The sequence below is a fragment of the Sphingobium sp. TA15 genome, from assembly GCF_037101235.1.
GTDB classification, from domain to species: Bacteria; Pseudomonadota; Alphaproteobacteria; order Sphingomonadales; family Sphingomonadaceae; genus Sphingobium; species Sphingobium indicum.
The window spans coordinates 976,486-991,366 of record NZ_AP025355.1 but is presented as its reverse complement, the minus strand read 5'-3'; the positions used below and the strand labels follow the sequence as shown (position 1 = coordinate 991,366).

At 63.6% G+C, this 14,881-nt stretch carries 12 protein-coding genes and 2 tRNA genes; 8 read left to right on the top strand and 6 right to left on the bottom strand.

What is annotated here, in order from left to right:
• Positions 1–336: 336 nt before the first annotated feature.
• The 8 genes from Sj15T_RS04835 (at position 337) to Sj15T_RS04800 (ending at position 9,040) form a co-directional block, all read left to right on the top strand.
• Positions 337–975 carry a hypothetical protein gene (locus Sj15T_RS04835; protein ID WP_013040123.1) on the top strand — a complete coding sequence of 213 codons (639 nt, stop codon included), beginning with the start codon at positions 337–339 and terminating at the stop codon, positions 973–975.
• A gap of 364 nt (positions 976–1,339) precedes the next feature.
• Positions 1,340–1,561, top strand: a complete 222-nt coding sequence (locus Sj15T_RS04830; protein WP_013040122.1) for a hypothetical protein — start codon at positions 1,340–1,342, stop codon at positions 1,559–1,561.
• 567 nt (positions 1,562–2,128) lie between these two features.
• On the top strand, positions 2,129–2,428 hold the full coding sequence (locus Sj15T_RS04825) for a CopG family transcriptional regulator (protein ID WP_013040121.1): 300 nt from the start codon (positions 2,129–2,131) through the stop codon (positions 2,426–2,428).
• Positions 2,425–4,494 carry a type IV secretion system DNA-binding domain-containing protein gene (locus Sj15T_RS04820; protein ID WP_013040120.1) on the top strand — a complete coding sequence of 690 codons (2,070 nt, stop codon included), beginning with the start codon at positions 2,425–2,427 and terminating at the stop codon, positions 4,492–4,494. The genes Sj15T_RS04825 and Sj15T_RS04820 overlap by 4 nt, the downstream gene beginning before the upstream one ends.
• A complete protein-coding gene (mobF, locus tag Sj15T_RS04815) occupies positions 4,491–7,448 on the top strand; it encodes a MobF family relaxase (protein WP_013040119.1) in 2,958 nt (985 codons plus the stop codon). The genes Sj15T_RS04820 and mobF overlap by 4 nt, the downstream gene beginning before the upstream one ends.
• Before the next feature lie 14 nt (positions 7,449–7,462).
• The gene (locus Sj15T_RS04810) at positions 7,463–7,999 is read left to right on the top strand and encodes a restriction endonuclease (protein ID WP_013040118.1); all 537 of its coding nucleotides are present in this window, start codon (positions 7,463–7,465) and stop codon (positions 7,997–7,999) included.
• Entirely contained in the window at positions 7,996–8,670 is a 675-nt protein-coding gene (locus tag Sj15T_RS04805) for a lytic transglycosylase domain-containing protein (protein ID WP_253720630.1), read from the top strand. The genes Sj15T_RS04810 and Sj15T_RS04805 overlap by 4 nt, the downstream gene beginning before the upstream one ends.
• A 294-nt stretch (positions 8,671–8,964) precedes the next feature.
• Positions 8,965–9,040 (top strand) — tRNA-Lys (locus tag Sj15T_RS04800).
• A 538-nt stretch (positions 9,041–9,578) separates the two neighbouring features.
• On the opposite strand, the gene Sj15T_RS04795 is transcribed toward Sj15T_RS04800, so the two are convergent.
• The 6 genes from Sj15T_RS04795 to mreC form a co-directional block, all read right to left on the bottom strand.
• Positions 9,579–9,788 (bottom strand): AlpA family phage regulatory protein, encoded by a 210-nt coding sequence (locus tag Sj15T_RS04795; RefSeq protein WP_013040115.1) that lies wholly within the window; start codon positions 9,786–9,788, stop codon positions 9,579–9,581.
• 272 nt (positions 9,789–10,060) lie between these two features.
• Positions 10,061–10,136, bottom strand: a tRNA-Lys gene (locus tag Sj15T_RS04790).
• A gap of 125 nt (positions 10,137–10,261) precedes the next feature.
• Positions 10,262–11,374: a rod shape-determining protein RodA gene (gene rodA, locus Sj15T_RS04785; protein WP_007685691.1), complete on the bottom strand. Its 1,113-nt coding sequence runs from the start codon at positions 11,372–11,374 to the stop codon at positions 10,262–10,264.
• A complete protein-coding gene (gene mrdA / locus Sj15T_RS04780) occupies positions 11,371–13,440 on the bottom strand; it encodes a penicillin-binding protein 2 (protein ID WP_013040114.1) in 2,070 nt (689 codons plus the stop codon). The genes rodA and mrdA overlap by 4 nt, the downstream gene beginning before the upstream one ends.
• Complete coding sequence (locus tag Sj15T_RS04775) at positions 13,437–13,964, bottom strand: hypothetical protein (protein WP_013040113.1); 528 nt, start codon at positions 13,962–13,964, stop codon at positions 13,437–13,439. The genes mrdA and Sj15T_RS04775 overlap by 4 nt, the downstream gene beginning before the upstream one ends.
• The gene (mreC, locus tag Sj15T_RS04770; RefSeq protein WP_013040112.1) at positions 13,961–14,878 is read right to left on the bottom strand and encodes a rod shape-determining protein MreC; all 918 of its coding nucleotides are present in this window, start codon (positions 14,876–14,878) and stop codon (positions 13,961–13,963) included. Before mreC ends, Sj15T_RS04775 begins: the two co-directional genes overlap by 4 nt.
• Positions 14,879–14,881 lie beyond the last annotated feature (3 nt).

Below are 14,881 nucleotides of genomic sequence, written 5' to 3'. Positions count from 1 at the left end.
GGATTGCGCGAGCCGCCCGCTTGCTCCGATCAGCGGTGCTTTGCTGTTAACCCCGAACGCCCTGAAGGGGTTCGGGGGCAAAGCCAATACACTCTCACATCTCGGCATCAGACGAGGCTTCATCGCCAAAGTATGACGCTGGGTGTCCCTCGGCCGTCAAGGATCAGCGGTCCCCCCAATTTTGCCGCCGCTTCGCTCCGCTCCGCGACAACAAAATCGGCTCCCCCGCTGCCCGCTTCGCGACGGCTACGCCGTCCCTGACCGCCTCAACACCGCGTCCCGATGGGTCCATCCTCATCTGATGGAGATGAGGAGCGCTTCATAATGGAGGCTCTTATGACCTACAAGCAACCCAGTATCACTCGCATCGTCGCATCGCACGAACCGGACTATTGGAGGGCGCAAGCCACCGGCTTCCGGCTCATTCGTCTCCTCGAAAAGCACCTTACGCTTGCTGCACTTTGCAGCCGCGCCATCGGCGTCGCAAGAACCCGCGACGAACGAGATTTCTTCAGAGTCGAATACGAGCGGCTACACCAAATAACCGGTCGGATCGCTCGCCAGGTCACCCGAACGAACGGCTATACCATACTTCGGGCCCGCGCCGACGATAGCCCGGCATATCGTCTGGTGATCCAGCGCCAACCCGTCGCACTCGCCGCCGCATCTCGCGCTAGCGACACACCGCAATTCCTCGCCCTCGAACAATTCCGAGCGGAGACGGACCGGCTTGCCAAAGCGGAGATGCGGGCGACCGCTGGCGCAACCTACGAACTCTATGCCCGCCGTTTCAGCGCCGACTGCGCACGCCTCATCGACGACCTTGACCCGCAGCTCCGGCGCTATGCGTTCATGATCGCCGTCTATCACGGCTACACCGAGGACGAGGACGAGTTATATCCCGACTTCGGTCCGGGCTACTGCTCCCTAACCGGCATCGATGAGCATTACTGCCACTGCGGCCGCCATCCCTGACGCGACCGGGACCGGGCCTCGCGCTCGGTCCCTTTTCTCTTTCGCTGGCATTAGGTCCCGGCTCGCTCGCGTGCCGCGCGGACCCTTCGGTCCGCACGCCGCTACGCCTTGCCCTGGTCTCCCGACGAGAGGGAAAACTCTCACAGTCTCATCATCCTGCCAGACGTCCGAGACCGCATCAAGGACGGCGGGGCCCCACCATTTTCTTCGGCGGATCAAGCGCGGCGCCTCCCCTGCAACGCCAGTGGCCGCCAAAGAAAATCGTGACCCCCACCGCCGCTGCGCGGTCGCTTCGCGATCCTTGACCCGGCCTCGGACGCCCGACCGCGCGGCTCCTGTCATTCAAGACGGACAGGAGCATACGATGCAGATGATCACGAACGCCGCCGCCGACAACGCCGCTTTCTTCGCAGCCATCGCGAATGCCGAACGCCGCGCGCTTCACAGCTACTTCGACCAGCATGTCGTGGCGGACGATGAGGCCGGTTACATCACCATCGACGAGGGCGATTACGGCGCGCTGCCGATGACGCTCATCGATCGCATCGTGCACAGCGTGCCGGGCAGAATACTCGACGAACTCTGAGCCAGACGGGAGGGGCGCGCAGGCGCTCCTCCCCTTTTCTTTGTCCCGACACACCAGCATCAATCGAGGCCGACGATCAAAAGCCTGAGGGCACCCATCGAGGGTGCCCTCAGGCTGCTGCCGCCAGAACCGACGATGGACTGGGGCAATTGGTGAGGGGGTTCGTTCCCTCATCTCATTCCAAAAAGGGTCACTTATGTCGAAGTTGCCAGTCCCCTCACGGAGAAACCCCGCGCCGCCCGGCACGAGGCTTCGCAGCGACGCTGTCGCTGCGCAGGGGAGGACGCACGCCCTTGGCGTTTGTAATGCACCCCACGCACGGGTGCTGCGCGGATATTGCCGTGTGAAATCATTGAGTTAAGTGCGTCAGACATGTCGGACAGCGGTCACACGCTTTGTCCGACATGTCATCCCGCATCGTTCTGATGGCTTTGAACCTGCTGATATTGCGCAGCTTTTTTTGTCGGACACGTCCGACACGACTAAATCGTTGAAGCGCGGCGCAATTTCGCGTAAGTTGGCTCCGCTTCAAGACATACCGGTCGAGCTCCCAAGTGGAGCATCGACGTGGTTCGTATCAGCGTTCGGATCGACGACACCCTTTATGAGCGCCTGAACAGGCGCGCCACGGGTGCCGATCTCTCTTTCTCGACGTTCGTCCGATCGGTCCTTCAGCAGGCCGCCGATCCCGGTGGCCGCTACATCTATTCCTCCCAGGACGAGATCCTGGCGACCTGCATCCAGATACTCTCCATCGTCGCCACCGCGACGGGCCAGCAGTCGCCCAAGGCCCTCGAACAGGCCAAAGCCGACGCCCGCGACATGCTCCTCCAGCGGGGCCTGCTCGGCCAGGACGGTGCCCGGTGAGCATCTTCCGCAACGACACGCTGGGTTCCTGGACTCGGGGTGGCCAGGCCATCGTGCACAATGTCCGGATGACCACCCAGGTCTTCTTCCAGACCATGATCGCGGGGCTGGTGATCTGGGTGATGGGGATCATCTGGTACGCGCTCGAGAAGTCCAGCGAGTATGAACGCTTCGTCCTGATGAAGCTGGTCGAGGCCAGCTTCAAGGTCGACGCCGCGGCTGGCACCAACGACCCCGTCCTGTTCAAGACGCCGACCGGAAAACAATACTGGACGTCGGCCGACTGGCTGATGGAATCAGACCTCGCCAAGAAGACCCTGCACAGCTTCGAACTCTACCTCATCCACGGTGCTCTGGTGTCCGGCGTCTTCGCGCTCGGCGCGCTCGCCTGGGCCTGGTTCTACTTCACCCGGACAGGGAAGGGACTGGGCTCCAATCAGTATCTACGCGGCGCGCGGTTCGGCACCTTCCGGCAGGTGAAGCGGGCGCTACGCTGGCAGAAAAAGGGGGTGCTCACCATCGGGGGAGTCACTGTCCCGGAGGCGTTCGAGCCCGAACATATTCTCCTGTGCGGGGCGCCTGGCACGGGCAAGACCAACCTCATCATCAAGATGCTCGACGGCATCCGCAAGTCGGGAAAGCGCGCCATCGTCTATGACACCGCCGGTACCTTCGTCGAAAAATTCTACCGCCCCGAAATCGACACGCTGCTCAATCCGCTCGACCAGCGGACCGCGCGCTGGTCCCCCTGGGTCGATGTCCCCCGCGATTATCATTACGACCAGATCGCGGAGTCGACGATCCCCGACAAGACCGGCGATCCCTTCTGGGCAAAGGCCGCGCGGGGCACGCTGGTCGCCGTCATGCGCAAGCTCGCCAAGCAGAAGCATACCTTCGTTTCCGTCCTGCTTGATCGGCTGCTGCGCTCCAAGCTCAGGGATCTCGCAGCCTTCGCGGCGGGAACCGATGCGGCCGCCTTTATCTCCACCGAAGGCGAGCGGACGTCGGCTGGCATCCAGGCCGAACTCGCATCGGTGATGCGCAGCTTCGCCTATCTCGACGACACCGAGGATGGCTTCTCGATCCGCGATTGGGTGGAGACGGGGGCGGACGGCAGCTGGCTGTTCATTACCGTGAAGGCGGACCAGCTTCCTTCGCTCAGACCCCTGATCACGGTTTGGCTCGACATCGCCATCTCGGCGATCATGAGCCTCGTTCCCGACCGCGACCGGCGACTCTATTGTGTGGTCGACGAGCTGCCCACGCTCCAGAAGTTGCCATCACTGTCTGACTTCCTCGCCCGCGCCCGCAAATATGGCGGCTGCGGCATATTGGGGTTCCAGTCCTATCCGCAACTGGAGGCGACCTACGGCATCCAGGATGCCGCCGCGATCACCGGCTACTGCTCAACTTGGGTGGCTCTCCGCGCCAATGACTCCCCCACCGCTAAGCATGTTTCGGAAAATCTTGGCCAGGTCGAGCAGGTCGAGGCCAACGAGGGCATGTCCTACGGCGTCAACGATATGCGCGACGGCGTGAACCTCTCGCGTATGCAGGTGACCCGGCCGTTGGTCATGCATACCGAGGTCACCAATCTGCCCAACCTGTCCGGCTTCCTCCGCTTCGGTCGCAACTTGCCCGTCGTCCGGTTCGACGACCGATACAATGATGTCGCTTCTTTGGCTGAAGCTTTCGTCGAGCGCACGGCTCCCCCAATTCGTCTTTCCCAGGCCAGCAAGCTCGTCCGGTTGGCCCATGCCGAAGCGCGGGTCCGCGACCAGATGGAGCGCGAGCAGAAACCGGCGAATATGCCGCCGCAGGAGAAGCCGCGGGCGGAGCGGAAAGCGCCTGAACCAGCGGACAACCAGCCGGACCTGTTCACGCCCAGCGTCCCCGTCGACGAGGAAGAGCAGATCGATGCCATACTCTCGGCCGGGGAGGGCGAGATGCCGGTCCCGGTCAGCGTCGCCTGGGATATCCTCGCCGCCCGCCAGGGCGACATCAAATCCGATCTCGTCCAGCACGGTCAGGCCAACGGGCCTCGTGAGCCGGCGAGGCCGGCATGATCAATCCCGTCCGCTTGCACGGCAAGCCCGCCAATATCGCCCGCTACTATACGGTAGGCGACTATTACACCAAGGGCGCCGAGGAGCATTCCGAATGGGGCGGCAAGATCGCCGCGGAACTCGGTCTCGAGGGCAAGGTCGACCCCCAGATGTTCAAGGAGCTGCTCGCCGGCAAGGTCGGCGATCAACAACTCGGTCGTCATCGCCAAAACGGCGAGATCGAGCATCACCCGGGTTGGGATTTCGCGGTAAACGCCCCCAAGTCGATCTCGATCATGGCCCTTGTCATGGGCGACGAGCGCATCCTGGCCGCGCACGAACGGGCGGTGACCTCCGCGCTGAACTATCTCGAGGAGCACGCGACTCTCCGCAGGCGAGTGGATGGCGAAATCATCCACGAGACGACGGGACGGTTCGTAGTCGCCCGGTTCACCGAGCACGCGTCCCGCGAGCAGGACCCCCATCTCCACACGCACGCCGTCATCATGAACATGACCAATCGCGAGGATGGCGCCTCTATGGCCAGCCTCGAAACCCGTGCCATGTTCGCGGAGCAGATGGTGGCCGGGCAGATCTACCGAAACGATCTGGCCCGCGACGTCATCGAGCAAGGACATGAGATCGAGTTTGATCCCCGCACGGGGCTGTGGGAACTGGCCCATTTCCCGAAGGAACTCCTCCTGGGATTCTCCCGGCGCGGCGAACAGATCAACGAGCACGCGAAGGAAAATGGATTTTCTGGCCAGGCCGAGCGACAGCGGTCCTTCTATGCTACGCGCGGCCCCAAGGTAAAAATCGGCCTCGACGACCTGAACCGGCAATGGACGGATCGATCGCAGCCCTTCCGGCAATTTCTCGAATCGGTCGCCGCCAGGGCCGAGGAGAAGGAGCGCCCGCCGGAGGTCGATCCGGTGACGATTGGGAGAGCCGCTCTCTTCGGCATACGCCAGGCGGAGACCCGCGAAGCCGTCAACAACCGCGGCCGGATTCTTAGGTTGGGCCTCGCCAGCCATGTCGGCGATGTGCGCGCTTCGGATTTGTTGCCACAGCTCGAAATGCATGAAGAGCGCCGCAAGCTGCTTGCCACACGCGCACCTACCGGGGACCAGATCCTCACGCGTGGGCGGACCACGCGAAGGACCGCCCGGCTCGAGCTTGCACTCACGCAGCATCTGGCGCTGTCGTTGGATGATGCCCGGCCGATCACCTCATCCGATCGGCTCCTCCTCGCTCTCGAGAGTGCAGGCCTTAAGCCGGCTCAGGAACAGGCTCTGGTCGATGTTGCCACGTCGCGCGATCGCGTGGCTGGTATTCATGGCGTTGCCGGCTCGGGCAAATCGACCCTGGTGAGGACGCTCGCGGAGGCGACCGAATCCGGCACGATCTTACTCGCTCTCGCGCCAACATCATCGGCCGCCGCCGATCTCGGTCGGAAGGCCAATATCGAATCACGGACTGTCGCCAGCCTGCTCGCCGGCGGCGGATTCGGGATCACCGATAGGCACGTCCTCGTCGTCGATGAGGCAGGCCAACTCGGCAATCGGCAGGCTCTTCGCGTACTCGAGATCAGTCGCGCGACAGGGGCTCGGGTACTCCTGCTCGGGGACAATAAGCAGACCGGCGCCATCGAGCAGGGGAAGGCTTTCTGGCTTCTCCAGAAACTGGGAATGCCGACCGCCCAGCTCACCGAGGCGATCCGTCAGGAAACCAAGGTGATGAAGGCGGCGGTCGCGCAGGCGCGTGCCGGCGACTATGCCGCGTCTCTCGCCAGCCTGGACAAGGTCGTGAGCGGCGAGAGCGCCGACAAGCTCGCCAAGGCGCTTGTCGACGAATGGACGCGGCTCAAGCCCGAGAACCGCGCCAATACCAACATCCTCGTGCTGGACAATGCTACCCGGCTGATCGTCAACACGCAGATCCGGGAGGTCCTGAAAAGGGAAGGGGTCGTCGCGGCCGAAGATACGAGGCTCTCAGTCCTGACCGCGTCCGGCATGACCGACGAGGAAAAGCGCAACGCTCGCTTCTACTCTGGCGGGCAGGTCGTGACCTTCGGTCGGGACATCGCCGGCGCGGGGATCGCGCGCGAGACGGAATACCGCGTCATCGGGCTCGGGCGCGATGCCAACGGTCGCCAGATCGTCCGGCTCGTCGATGAAAACGGACGCATCATCCGCTGGGATCCTCGACTTGGTTCGGCGCGCCAGGTCAACGTGTTCAATCGGGATGAGCGCGACCTGGCGGAGGGAGACCGCGTCCAGTGGCGGCTGGCGAACAAGGATCTGCAGCTCAAGAACGCGGAACGCGGAACTGTCGAGAAGCTGGATGGGCCGATCGCGACCATCCGGTGGGACCGTGACGATCGCGCGCAACAGGTCGATCTATCGGTCCATAAGACCTGGGATCATGGCTACTCCGAAACGGTATATTCCGCCCAGTCGAAAACCTACGATCGCGTCTACGTGCTGGCGCCTGTCAACTCCGGCCTCGTCAACGGACAGAACTACTACACCGCCATTACGCGCGCCCAATATGGCGTAAAGCTCTGGACCGAGGATGTGAAGCGGCTCGCTCAGCGGCTTGCGCAGCGGTCCGGAGAAAAGACCTCGTCCCTAGAAGGGCTTGGGCGGCTTGATCGCGACAAGCACAGCCAGTTTTCCGAACGCCATCCGGATCACTTGCGTCAGACGCGCGAGGAGCAGGAGAAGGCGAGGCAGGAACGACGCGACTCCCAGCTCGAGCGCCAGCTTGATCGCCGCGGTCAATCGAACGGCAGCTTGGCCGACCGCCTTGCGGGCGGAGCCAGAAGCATCGCCGAGGTGCTCGATCGCTTTCTGCAGTCCGTGCTCGATCGAGGCGGAGCGACCGATCCGCACGACGCGCGGGAGGCCCGTGAGGATCGGGCCTCTCCGGCGCCCAGCCAACAACCTGAACCATCCCAAGGTCCAGAACGCTGACAGGACATCCGACCATGTTGCTTGCCATATTGACCCTGCTGTTGATCGTCGCTGCACTGATCGCGCGTGCCACGCATATTCCCCTGCGTCATCGCTGGCGGCGGCGTCAGGCAAGGATCATGTGCGTTGCACTTCACGGCCCCGACCGCTCGCAGCCGCCGGGGCGCATCTACGCGCGGTTGCGGGCCATGGATGCGCTCGCCTTCGAGGAACTGCTTCTCGAGAGCTTCGCGATGCGAGGCCACAAGGTGGTCCGCAACCATCGTTATACGGGCGACGGCGGCGTCGATGGACAGGTGGCGATTGGCGGCCAGACCTGGCTGATCCAGGCCGAGCGCTACGCCAGCTCCATCCGGCCTGAGCATGTGGAAGCGTTCGCGTTGCTCTGCAGACGGCGCGGGATGCCTGGACTCTTTATCCACACCGGACGGACAGGGGGACTGAGCCGCGGACTTCTCGATCGTCATCAGCACCTCGAGCTTATCTCGGGTGAACGGCTGCTTGCCCTCCTCACCGGCGGACAGCTCGTGCTCAAGGGAGTTGGCATATGAGCGGCTGGAAACGGGCTACACGCAAATTTATGCGGCTGTGTCGCCAATCGGCGATCCTGTCCTCCGCGGTCATGCTGTGCAATGTCTCTGTGGCTTTCGCTAGCCCGGCCACGCGTTCGATGAATGAACGTGAAGTGGCGCGGTGTATCCGCGCTGCCGCTGAGGGCAGACCATGGCTTGAAAAGACGCTTTGGGGCTTGCGGGATCAGGAAGGGGGATGGGTCGGCGCTGAGATACGAAACACCAATGGCTCGCATGATCTCGGTCCCCTTCAGGTCAACAGCTGGTGGGTCGCGAAGCTGGCGGCGGCAACAAGTCGGTCGGCCGTGCACGTCCGATGGTGGCTGACCCACGACGCCTGCTTCAACGTCAATGCTGCCCGCTGGATCTTCCTGTCGGGCTTGGTCGTAACTCGGGATTATTGGAGCGCGGTGGGTGTCTATCACAGCCCGACCGGGTGGCGGCAGCGGCGGTATAGTGCGAGCGTCGCTGCCCATATGGTGCGCCGCTTCGGTCCCGATATTTTCGCGAGCCGTCTGTCGGACTTAATCAGGCAACCGCGGTCGACGGAGCAACCGCAGTCTTACGCGTACACAGCGAATGGGCACGGCGGCAGGATGCTGGGATTTGGAACGGTCGGGACAGCAGCACGATCGCGGCTAGACGAATGAGCCTTGATCGCGATTTCGTGCCTGCAGGCCTCTCGATACCCAGTCTCCCGCCGCTCCGATGAGCGTGGCGGCAACTATCATCAGGGGGGTATTGCCATGCTGCCGAGCGGTCTCCAGCAAGCGGGAAAACGCGTCCAGATCGGGAGCCTCGAATCCATGTCGATATTGCGGACGTTGACCATGCCTCCGCCGGTTAGGAGCGCACAACGAGCAGCTTGGCGCTCATGCTTGCGTGTCCGGCTCGGAGAAAATCGCGTTGCCTTCGCGCGCCCGCCCTTCTACAGGGCACCTGTCGGACGAGTAGCTCAATTGGTAGAGCAATCGACTCTTAATCGATTGGTTCTGGGTTCGAGTCCCAGCTCGTCCACCAAGCCATTTGGTCGCCGGCAGCACCGAATTCCGCCACAAAAATGCGCTTCCCACCCGCGCCGAGCCGCAAACAGACCAAGCGGGCAACCAACCTGAAATCCGTGCCATGATCCAGGGCATGAGCATCGCTGAGGCTTCGATCTATTTCGGATATCCGTATAGAGGGGGCGCCCCTACCAACCGTCTTTGCACGGTTTCCAAACCGCTATGCGGCGAGCAAATCCGCTTCTCCGGCGGCACGTATGGACAACGTACTAAATCAAACGGCGCAGCCCGCCTTCTTCAGCCATCCCCTTCCACGCGCCCGGAGCTTTGCCATGGCCACCACCATTCGCTCTGGCTGGGTGACCAAGGGGCCGAACTCAAATCGGGCGGATAACGTCTTCTGGCTTATACGGCAGCCCGGGCTCTCAGCGACGGTGACGCCGACCGCGTTCAACATGGGGAGACCCGGTCAATAAAGGCGGCTACCTTGTTGCCATCGGGCGCGCCATTTCTGGCAAGGAATTTTGCCGCAGTTGGGGAACGAAGCGTCTCATTCATTTCCCCATATTGTCCTGCCGATATTCCAATGGCGCTTCCATCCACTTGGCTACTGCCGACATCCGCCATCCCACCGCGCGCACGCCGATGCGTTCCTGCCTCGGAAAGGTGCCGTCTGCGATCATCCGGTAAATGGCAGCGCGCGACCGTCCGGTCTTTTCGACGACGCCATTGATCCGAAGAAACCTGTCATCAAGCGTAACCATGCAAACCGATCCTCGATCGGTCTGTCCGCCACGCCATTTTATAGCTCGCGTCACGCATGGGAGACAAGAGACTTGACCCCAAATTTGGCCATCCCGCCAGAGCCCCGGTCTACCCAACGGACCAGCACGAATTGTCCAAATCCGTCTCAAATGAGCGCGCCAAAGCTCAGCGAAATGTTGCCATAGCGTTGCCATGGAGACGTTTCTCGCCGCTCCAGTCGCATCACCATCTGTTCGATGGCGACCTAACTTATTGAAAGATAAGGAGAAGGTGGTGGACGCACTTGGGCTCGAACCAAGGACCCGCTGATTAAGAGTCAGCTGCTCTACCAACTGAGCTATGCGTCCACATCCGCTTTCGGCTTGTTCCCAATGGGCCGTCGCCTTGGCGTGGGCGGGCTGTTAGCAGTCGCATCGGACTTTGCAAACAGGAAATCGCGCCCGCCGGCAAATTTTTGCGGGCAAGCGCCCTTTCATCCCCAGCTTCCCGGACGGCTGCGCCGCCGGCCCGATCGTTCGATGGCCATGATGATGCCGACGCACAGCATCACCGTCAGCATCGACGATCCGCCATAGGACATGAAGGGCAGGGGAATGCCCACCACGGGCGCCAGGCCCATCACCATCATCAGGTTGATCGCGACATAGAAGAAGATCGTCGTGGTCAGCCCCGCCGCCACCAGCCGCGCATATTTGTCCTGCGCGCGGAGCGATACGCCGATCCCCCAGCGGAACAGCAGCATGAAGGCGCCGATCAGCAGCACGCCGCCCATCAGACCCCATTCCTCCGCCATGGTGGCGAAAACGAAGTCGGTATGCCCCTCCGGCAGATAATCCAGATGGCTCTGCGTGCCCTTGAGGAAGCCCTTGCCGAAAATTCCTCCGGATCCGATGGCGATCTTCGACTGGCTGATGTGATAGCCAGCGCCCAGCGGATCGCTTTCAGGGTCGAGGAAGATGAGGACGCGGTTCTTCTGGTAATCGTGCAGGAAGCTGAAGGCGATGGGGACGATGGCGGCCAGCGTCAGACCCGACCCCACGAACAGCCGCAGCGGCAGGCCGGCGAGGAACATCACCGTCACCCCGCCCGCCGCGATCATGGTCGCGGTGCCGAGGTCGGGTTGCACCAGCACCAGCGCCCAGGGCACGCCGATCAGCACCAGCGCGGGCCAGATGGCGTTCCAGCGCCTGATCTCGCCCACGGGCAGCAGCGCGTAGAAGCGCGCCACGGCGAGCACGATTACCGGCTTCATGAATTCGGAGGGCTGCAATTGCATGAAGCCCAGGTTGATCCATCGCTGGCTGCCTCCCGCCACCCCGCCGATCAGTTCGACCAGGAACAGGGCTGTCAGCACGACGCCATAGGCCGGGAAGGCGAAGCGGGCGAAGGTTTCCAGCGGTATCCTGCTCAGCACCAGGGCCATGCCCGAAAATATGGCGAAGCGAACGGCCTGGTTGATCGCCCAGGGCGTGATGCTGCCTCCCGCCGCGCTGTAGAGCACCAATGTCCCGAAGCCGGCGATGGCGAGCAATATGCCCAGCACGCGCCAGGGGAATTGGGTCAGGGGCTCTGGGACGATGCTCATGGCGCGCTGTCCGCCGGAGGAGGGGCGTCATCCGCTTCCGGAGCCGGCGCCGTGGCGGCGGCGGTCGCCGCGGTCGCGCTATTGCCCTCGGCCGCGTTCATCGCATTGGCGGCTTCGGGCGGCGGGACTTCACCCTTCTCTATGGCCTTTGCCAGCCTGTAGGCCGCCATCTGCCGCGCCATCCGTTCGGCGGGCGGGCCGCCCCAGTCCTTTTCGATGGTCTCCAGCTTCTCCATCGCCTTGGCCTGGTCGAACAGATAGGTCATGGTGTCCGCCGCGATCATCGGCGCGTCCTCGATCCGGTTCACGTGGCCGCCATGCTCAATGATGCAGGCAATGGCATAGCGCGGATTGTCGAACGGCGCGAAACCCTGGAACAGCGCGTGGTCGCGCAGCTTGAAGGGCAGGGATGCGTTGCTGCGCACGCCGCCGCCGCGCTCCGCCATGGTGATGCGGCGAACCTGCGCCGTGCCGGTCTTGCCCGCCATCATCACGCCGGGCAGCGGGATGCGCGCCGCGCCGCCCGTGCCGCCGCCGTTCACCACCGCGCTCATGGCGTCGCGGATGGTCACCAGATGCTCCTCATTCACGCCCACGGATGCAGGCGCGGGTCGCTGCGCGCCGAAGATGAAGTTGGGCATCAACTGCCGGCCAGTCGCCAGCCGCGCCGCCATCACCGCCATCTGCAACGGGTTGATGAGCATATAGCCCTGACCAATGGTCGCGTTGACCGTGTCGTAGACCTGCCATTTCTGGTTGTATTTCTTCAGCTTCCACGCCGGGTCCGGCACCGTGCCGAAACTCTGGCTGGGGAAGGGCAGGGCGAATTTCTGTCCCATGCCCACGCGCCGGGCCATGCTGGCGATGCGATCCATGCCGATCCGCTGCGCCATCTGGTAGAAATAGATGTCGCAACTCTGCGCGATGGCGCCGCGCATGTTGAGCGAGCCATGGCCGCGCCGCTTGTGGCAGTGGAACAGCGTATTGCCGACCCGGATCGCGCCCGCGCAGCTCACCGTCTCCATCGGCGATACGCCCGCCTCCAGCAGGGCGAGCGCCACCATCGGCTTCACCGTCGAACCCGGCGGGTAAAGCCCCTGCAACGTCTTGTTGCGCAACGGCACATGGTCGTCCTTCGACAGCATGTCCCATTCCAGATGACTGATGCCGTCGGAAAAGCTGTTGGGATCGAAACTGGGCATCGACGCCATGGTCAGCACATCGCCATTATGGCAGTCGATCACCACCACCGACCCGCTCTGCGTCGCCAGCCGCCGCCCGGCATATTCCTGAAGGCCCGCGTCGATGGTCAGCTTGATCGCATTGCCCGGCGTGTCGGGCCGGGTGGTGAGTTCCCGCACGATCTTGCCCCGCGCCGTCACCTCCACGCGCTTCGCGCCCGGCTTGCCGGTAAGTTCCCTGTCGAAGGACCGCTCCAGCCCGTCCTTGCCGACCTTGAAGCCGGGCGTGATCAGCAGCGGGTCTTTCCGCTCCTCATAATCCTTGGCCGACGCCGCGCCGACATAGCCCAGCAGATGCCCGACCGTCGCCCCGGCGGGATAGTTGCGCGAAAAGCCCTGGCTGGGCGCCACGCCCGGCAGGTCGGGCAGCCGCACGCTCACCGCCGCAAATTGGTCGTAGGTCAGCTTCTCCGCCACCTGCACCGGGCGAAATCCCGCCGACTTGTCCAGCTCCTCCCTGATCCGCTCCACCTCGTCATCGCCCAGCGCCAGCAGATGGGCCAGGCTGCGGATGGTATTTTCCGCATCCGTCACCCGCTCCGGGATCAGGTCGACGCGGAAATCGGTGCGGTTGTTCGCCAGCGGCCGCCCGTTGCGGTCGATGATCCACCCCCGCCGCGGCGGAATCAGCGTCAGATTGACCCGATTGCTTTCCGACAGGAGGTTGTATTTCTCATTCTCCGCCACGCTGATCCAGCCCATCCGCCCGACCAGCAGCGCCCCGATCGCCCCCTGCAACCCGCCCACCACCATTGCCCGGCGCGTGAAGGTGAAGGACAGGGATGCTTCGGTGACGGTCTTCTTCTTGAGCAGGGGCAGCTTCATGCCATCACGCGCCAGCGGTCGATCCGGGCGCATTGCCGGACGACGAAGGGAAAGAGCAGGACCGTCCAGACCATTTGCGGCGCGACCAACAGCAGCTTGATGTCTCCTCCGCCGGTGATCCGCGCGAAGAAGACGCCGCCGGCAATGCAGAAGATAATCGCGAAGGTCGCGATTAACCAGTCCTGCCGATAGCTGCGCCAGACCATGCGATGTTCGACGGCGTCGATGCCGATCAGCGTGATGGTCCACAGGCACATGGCCGAACCGATGGGCTGGCCGCTGGCGATGTCGTCGAACAGGCCGAGCGGCACGCCGATCCAGGTGCGCCACAATTCCGGGCGCAGCAGCCGCCAGGACAGCAGCAGCAGCAGGCCGAAGGGCGGCATCACCGGCGATTGCGCGATCACCGGCAGCGTCGTCGCCAGCGATCCCAGCATCACCGTGATGACCGGCGTTCCCGCCAGCCGAAATCGCGAAGGATGACGGCCAAGGCGCGGCACATGCTGCAAATGGGGATCGATCATGGCGTGGCCGAATTCTGCGCGGCATCCGGTTCGACCGGAGCGAGTTGGCCATTGCCCTCCGGCCGGGTCACGGCCTCTTCGAAGGAGCGTTCCACCACCACCGCATCGACCCTGGACGGGTTGGCCAGCGACACGCCATAGGCGATTTCGCCCGCGATGCGCACGATCACCGCCACGGGAATATTGGGCTGATAGACCCCGCCGACGCCGGAGGTGACGAGCAGGTCGCCAGGCTTGAACGGATTGCGCCCCGCCGCCAGAGCGCGGATCTCCAGCGTGCCGTCGCCAAGGCCCGTCGAAATAGCGGGCACGCTGTCATTGGCCCGCCGCACCGGCACGATATTGCTGGTGTCGGTCAGCAGCAGCACCTCCGCGGTATTGGGCGTGGTCGTATGGATGCGCCCGATCAGCCCTTCCGGAGCGCGCACCGGCATGCCCGGCCGCACCCCCTGCCAGCGTCCCGCGTTCAGCCGCGCCAGCCGTCGCGTGCTGGTGGAGGAGGAGGCGATCAGCCGCGCCGTCAGCAATTCGCTGCCGTCATCCTCGACCAGCTTGAGCAGCTTCTTCAGGCGCAGATTTTCCTGCGCCACCGCCTTCGCCTCTATGATGCGGTTGCGGTCGGCCTCTACCTGCCGCCGCAGCGCCACATTCTGCGACCCGGCGCGCCAATAGCTGGCCAGCACCTCGTCGATGGAGGCGACCCCGCTCACCATATTCTTCATCGTGACGGAGGCCGGGCGCGTGATTTCCGCCGTCGCGATGCGGATCGCGGCGAATCCGGTCGGATCGAAAATGGCGACAACCACCAGAAGCAGGCCGACGGCGGCGCCCGTCATCGCCACCACATAGCTGGCGAAGAGGCTATATTGCGCCTTCCGGTTGTGTCCGGGACGTCGGCTGGGTGGCCGCGCCATCCA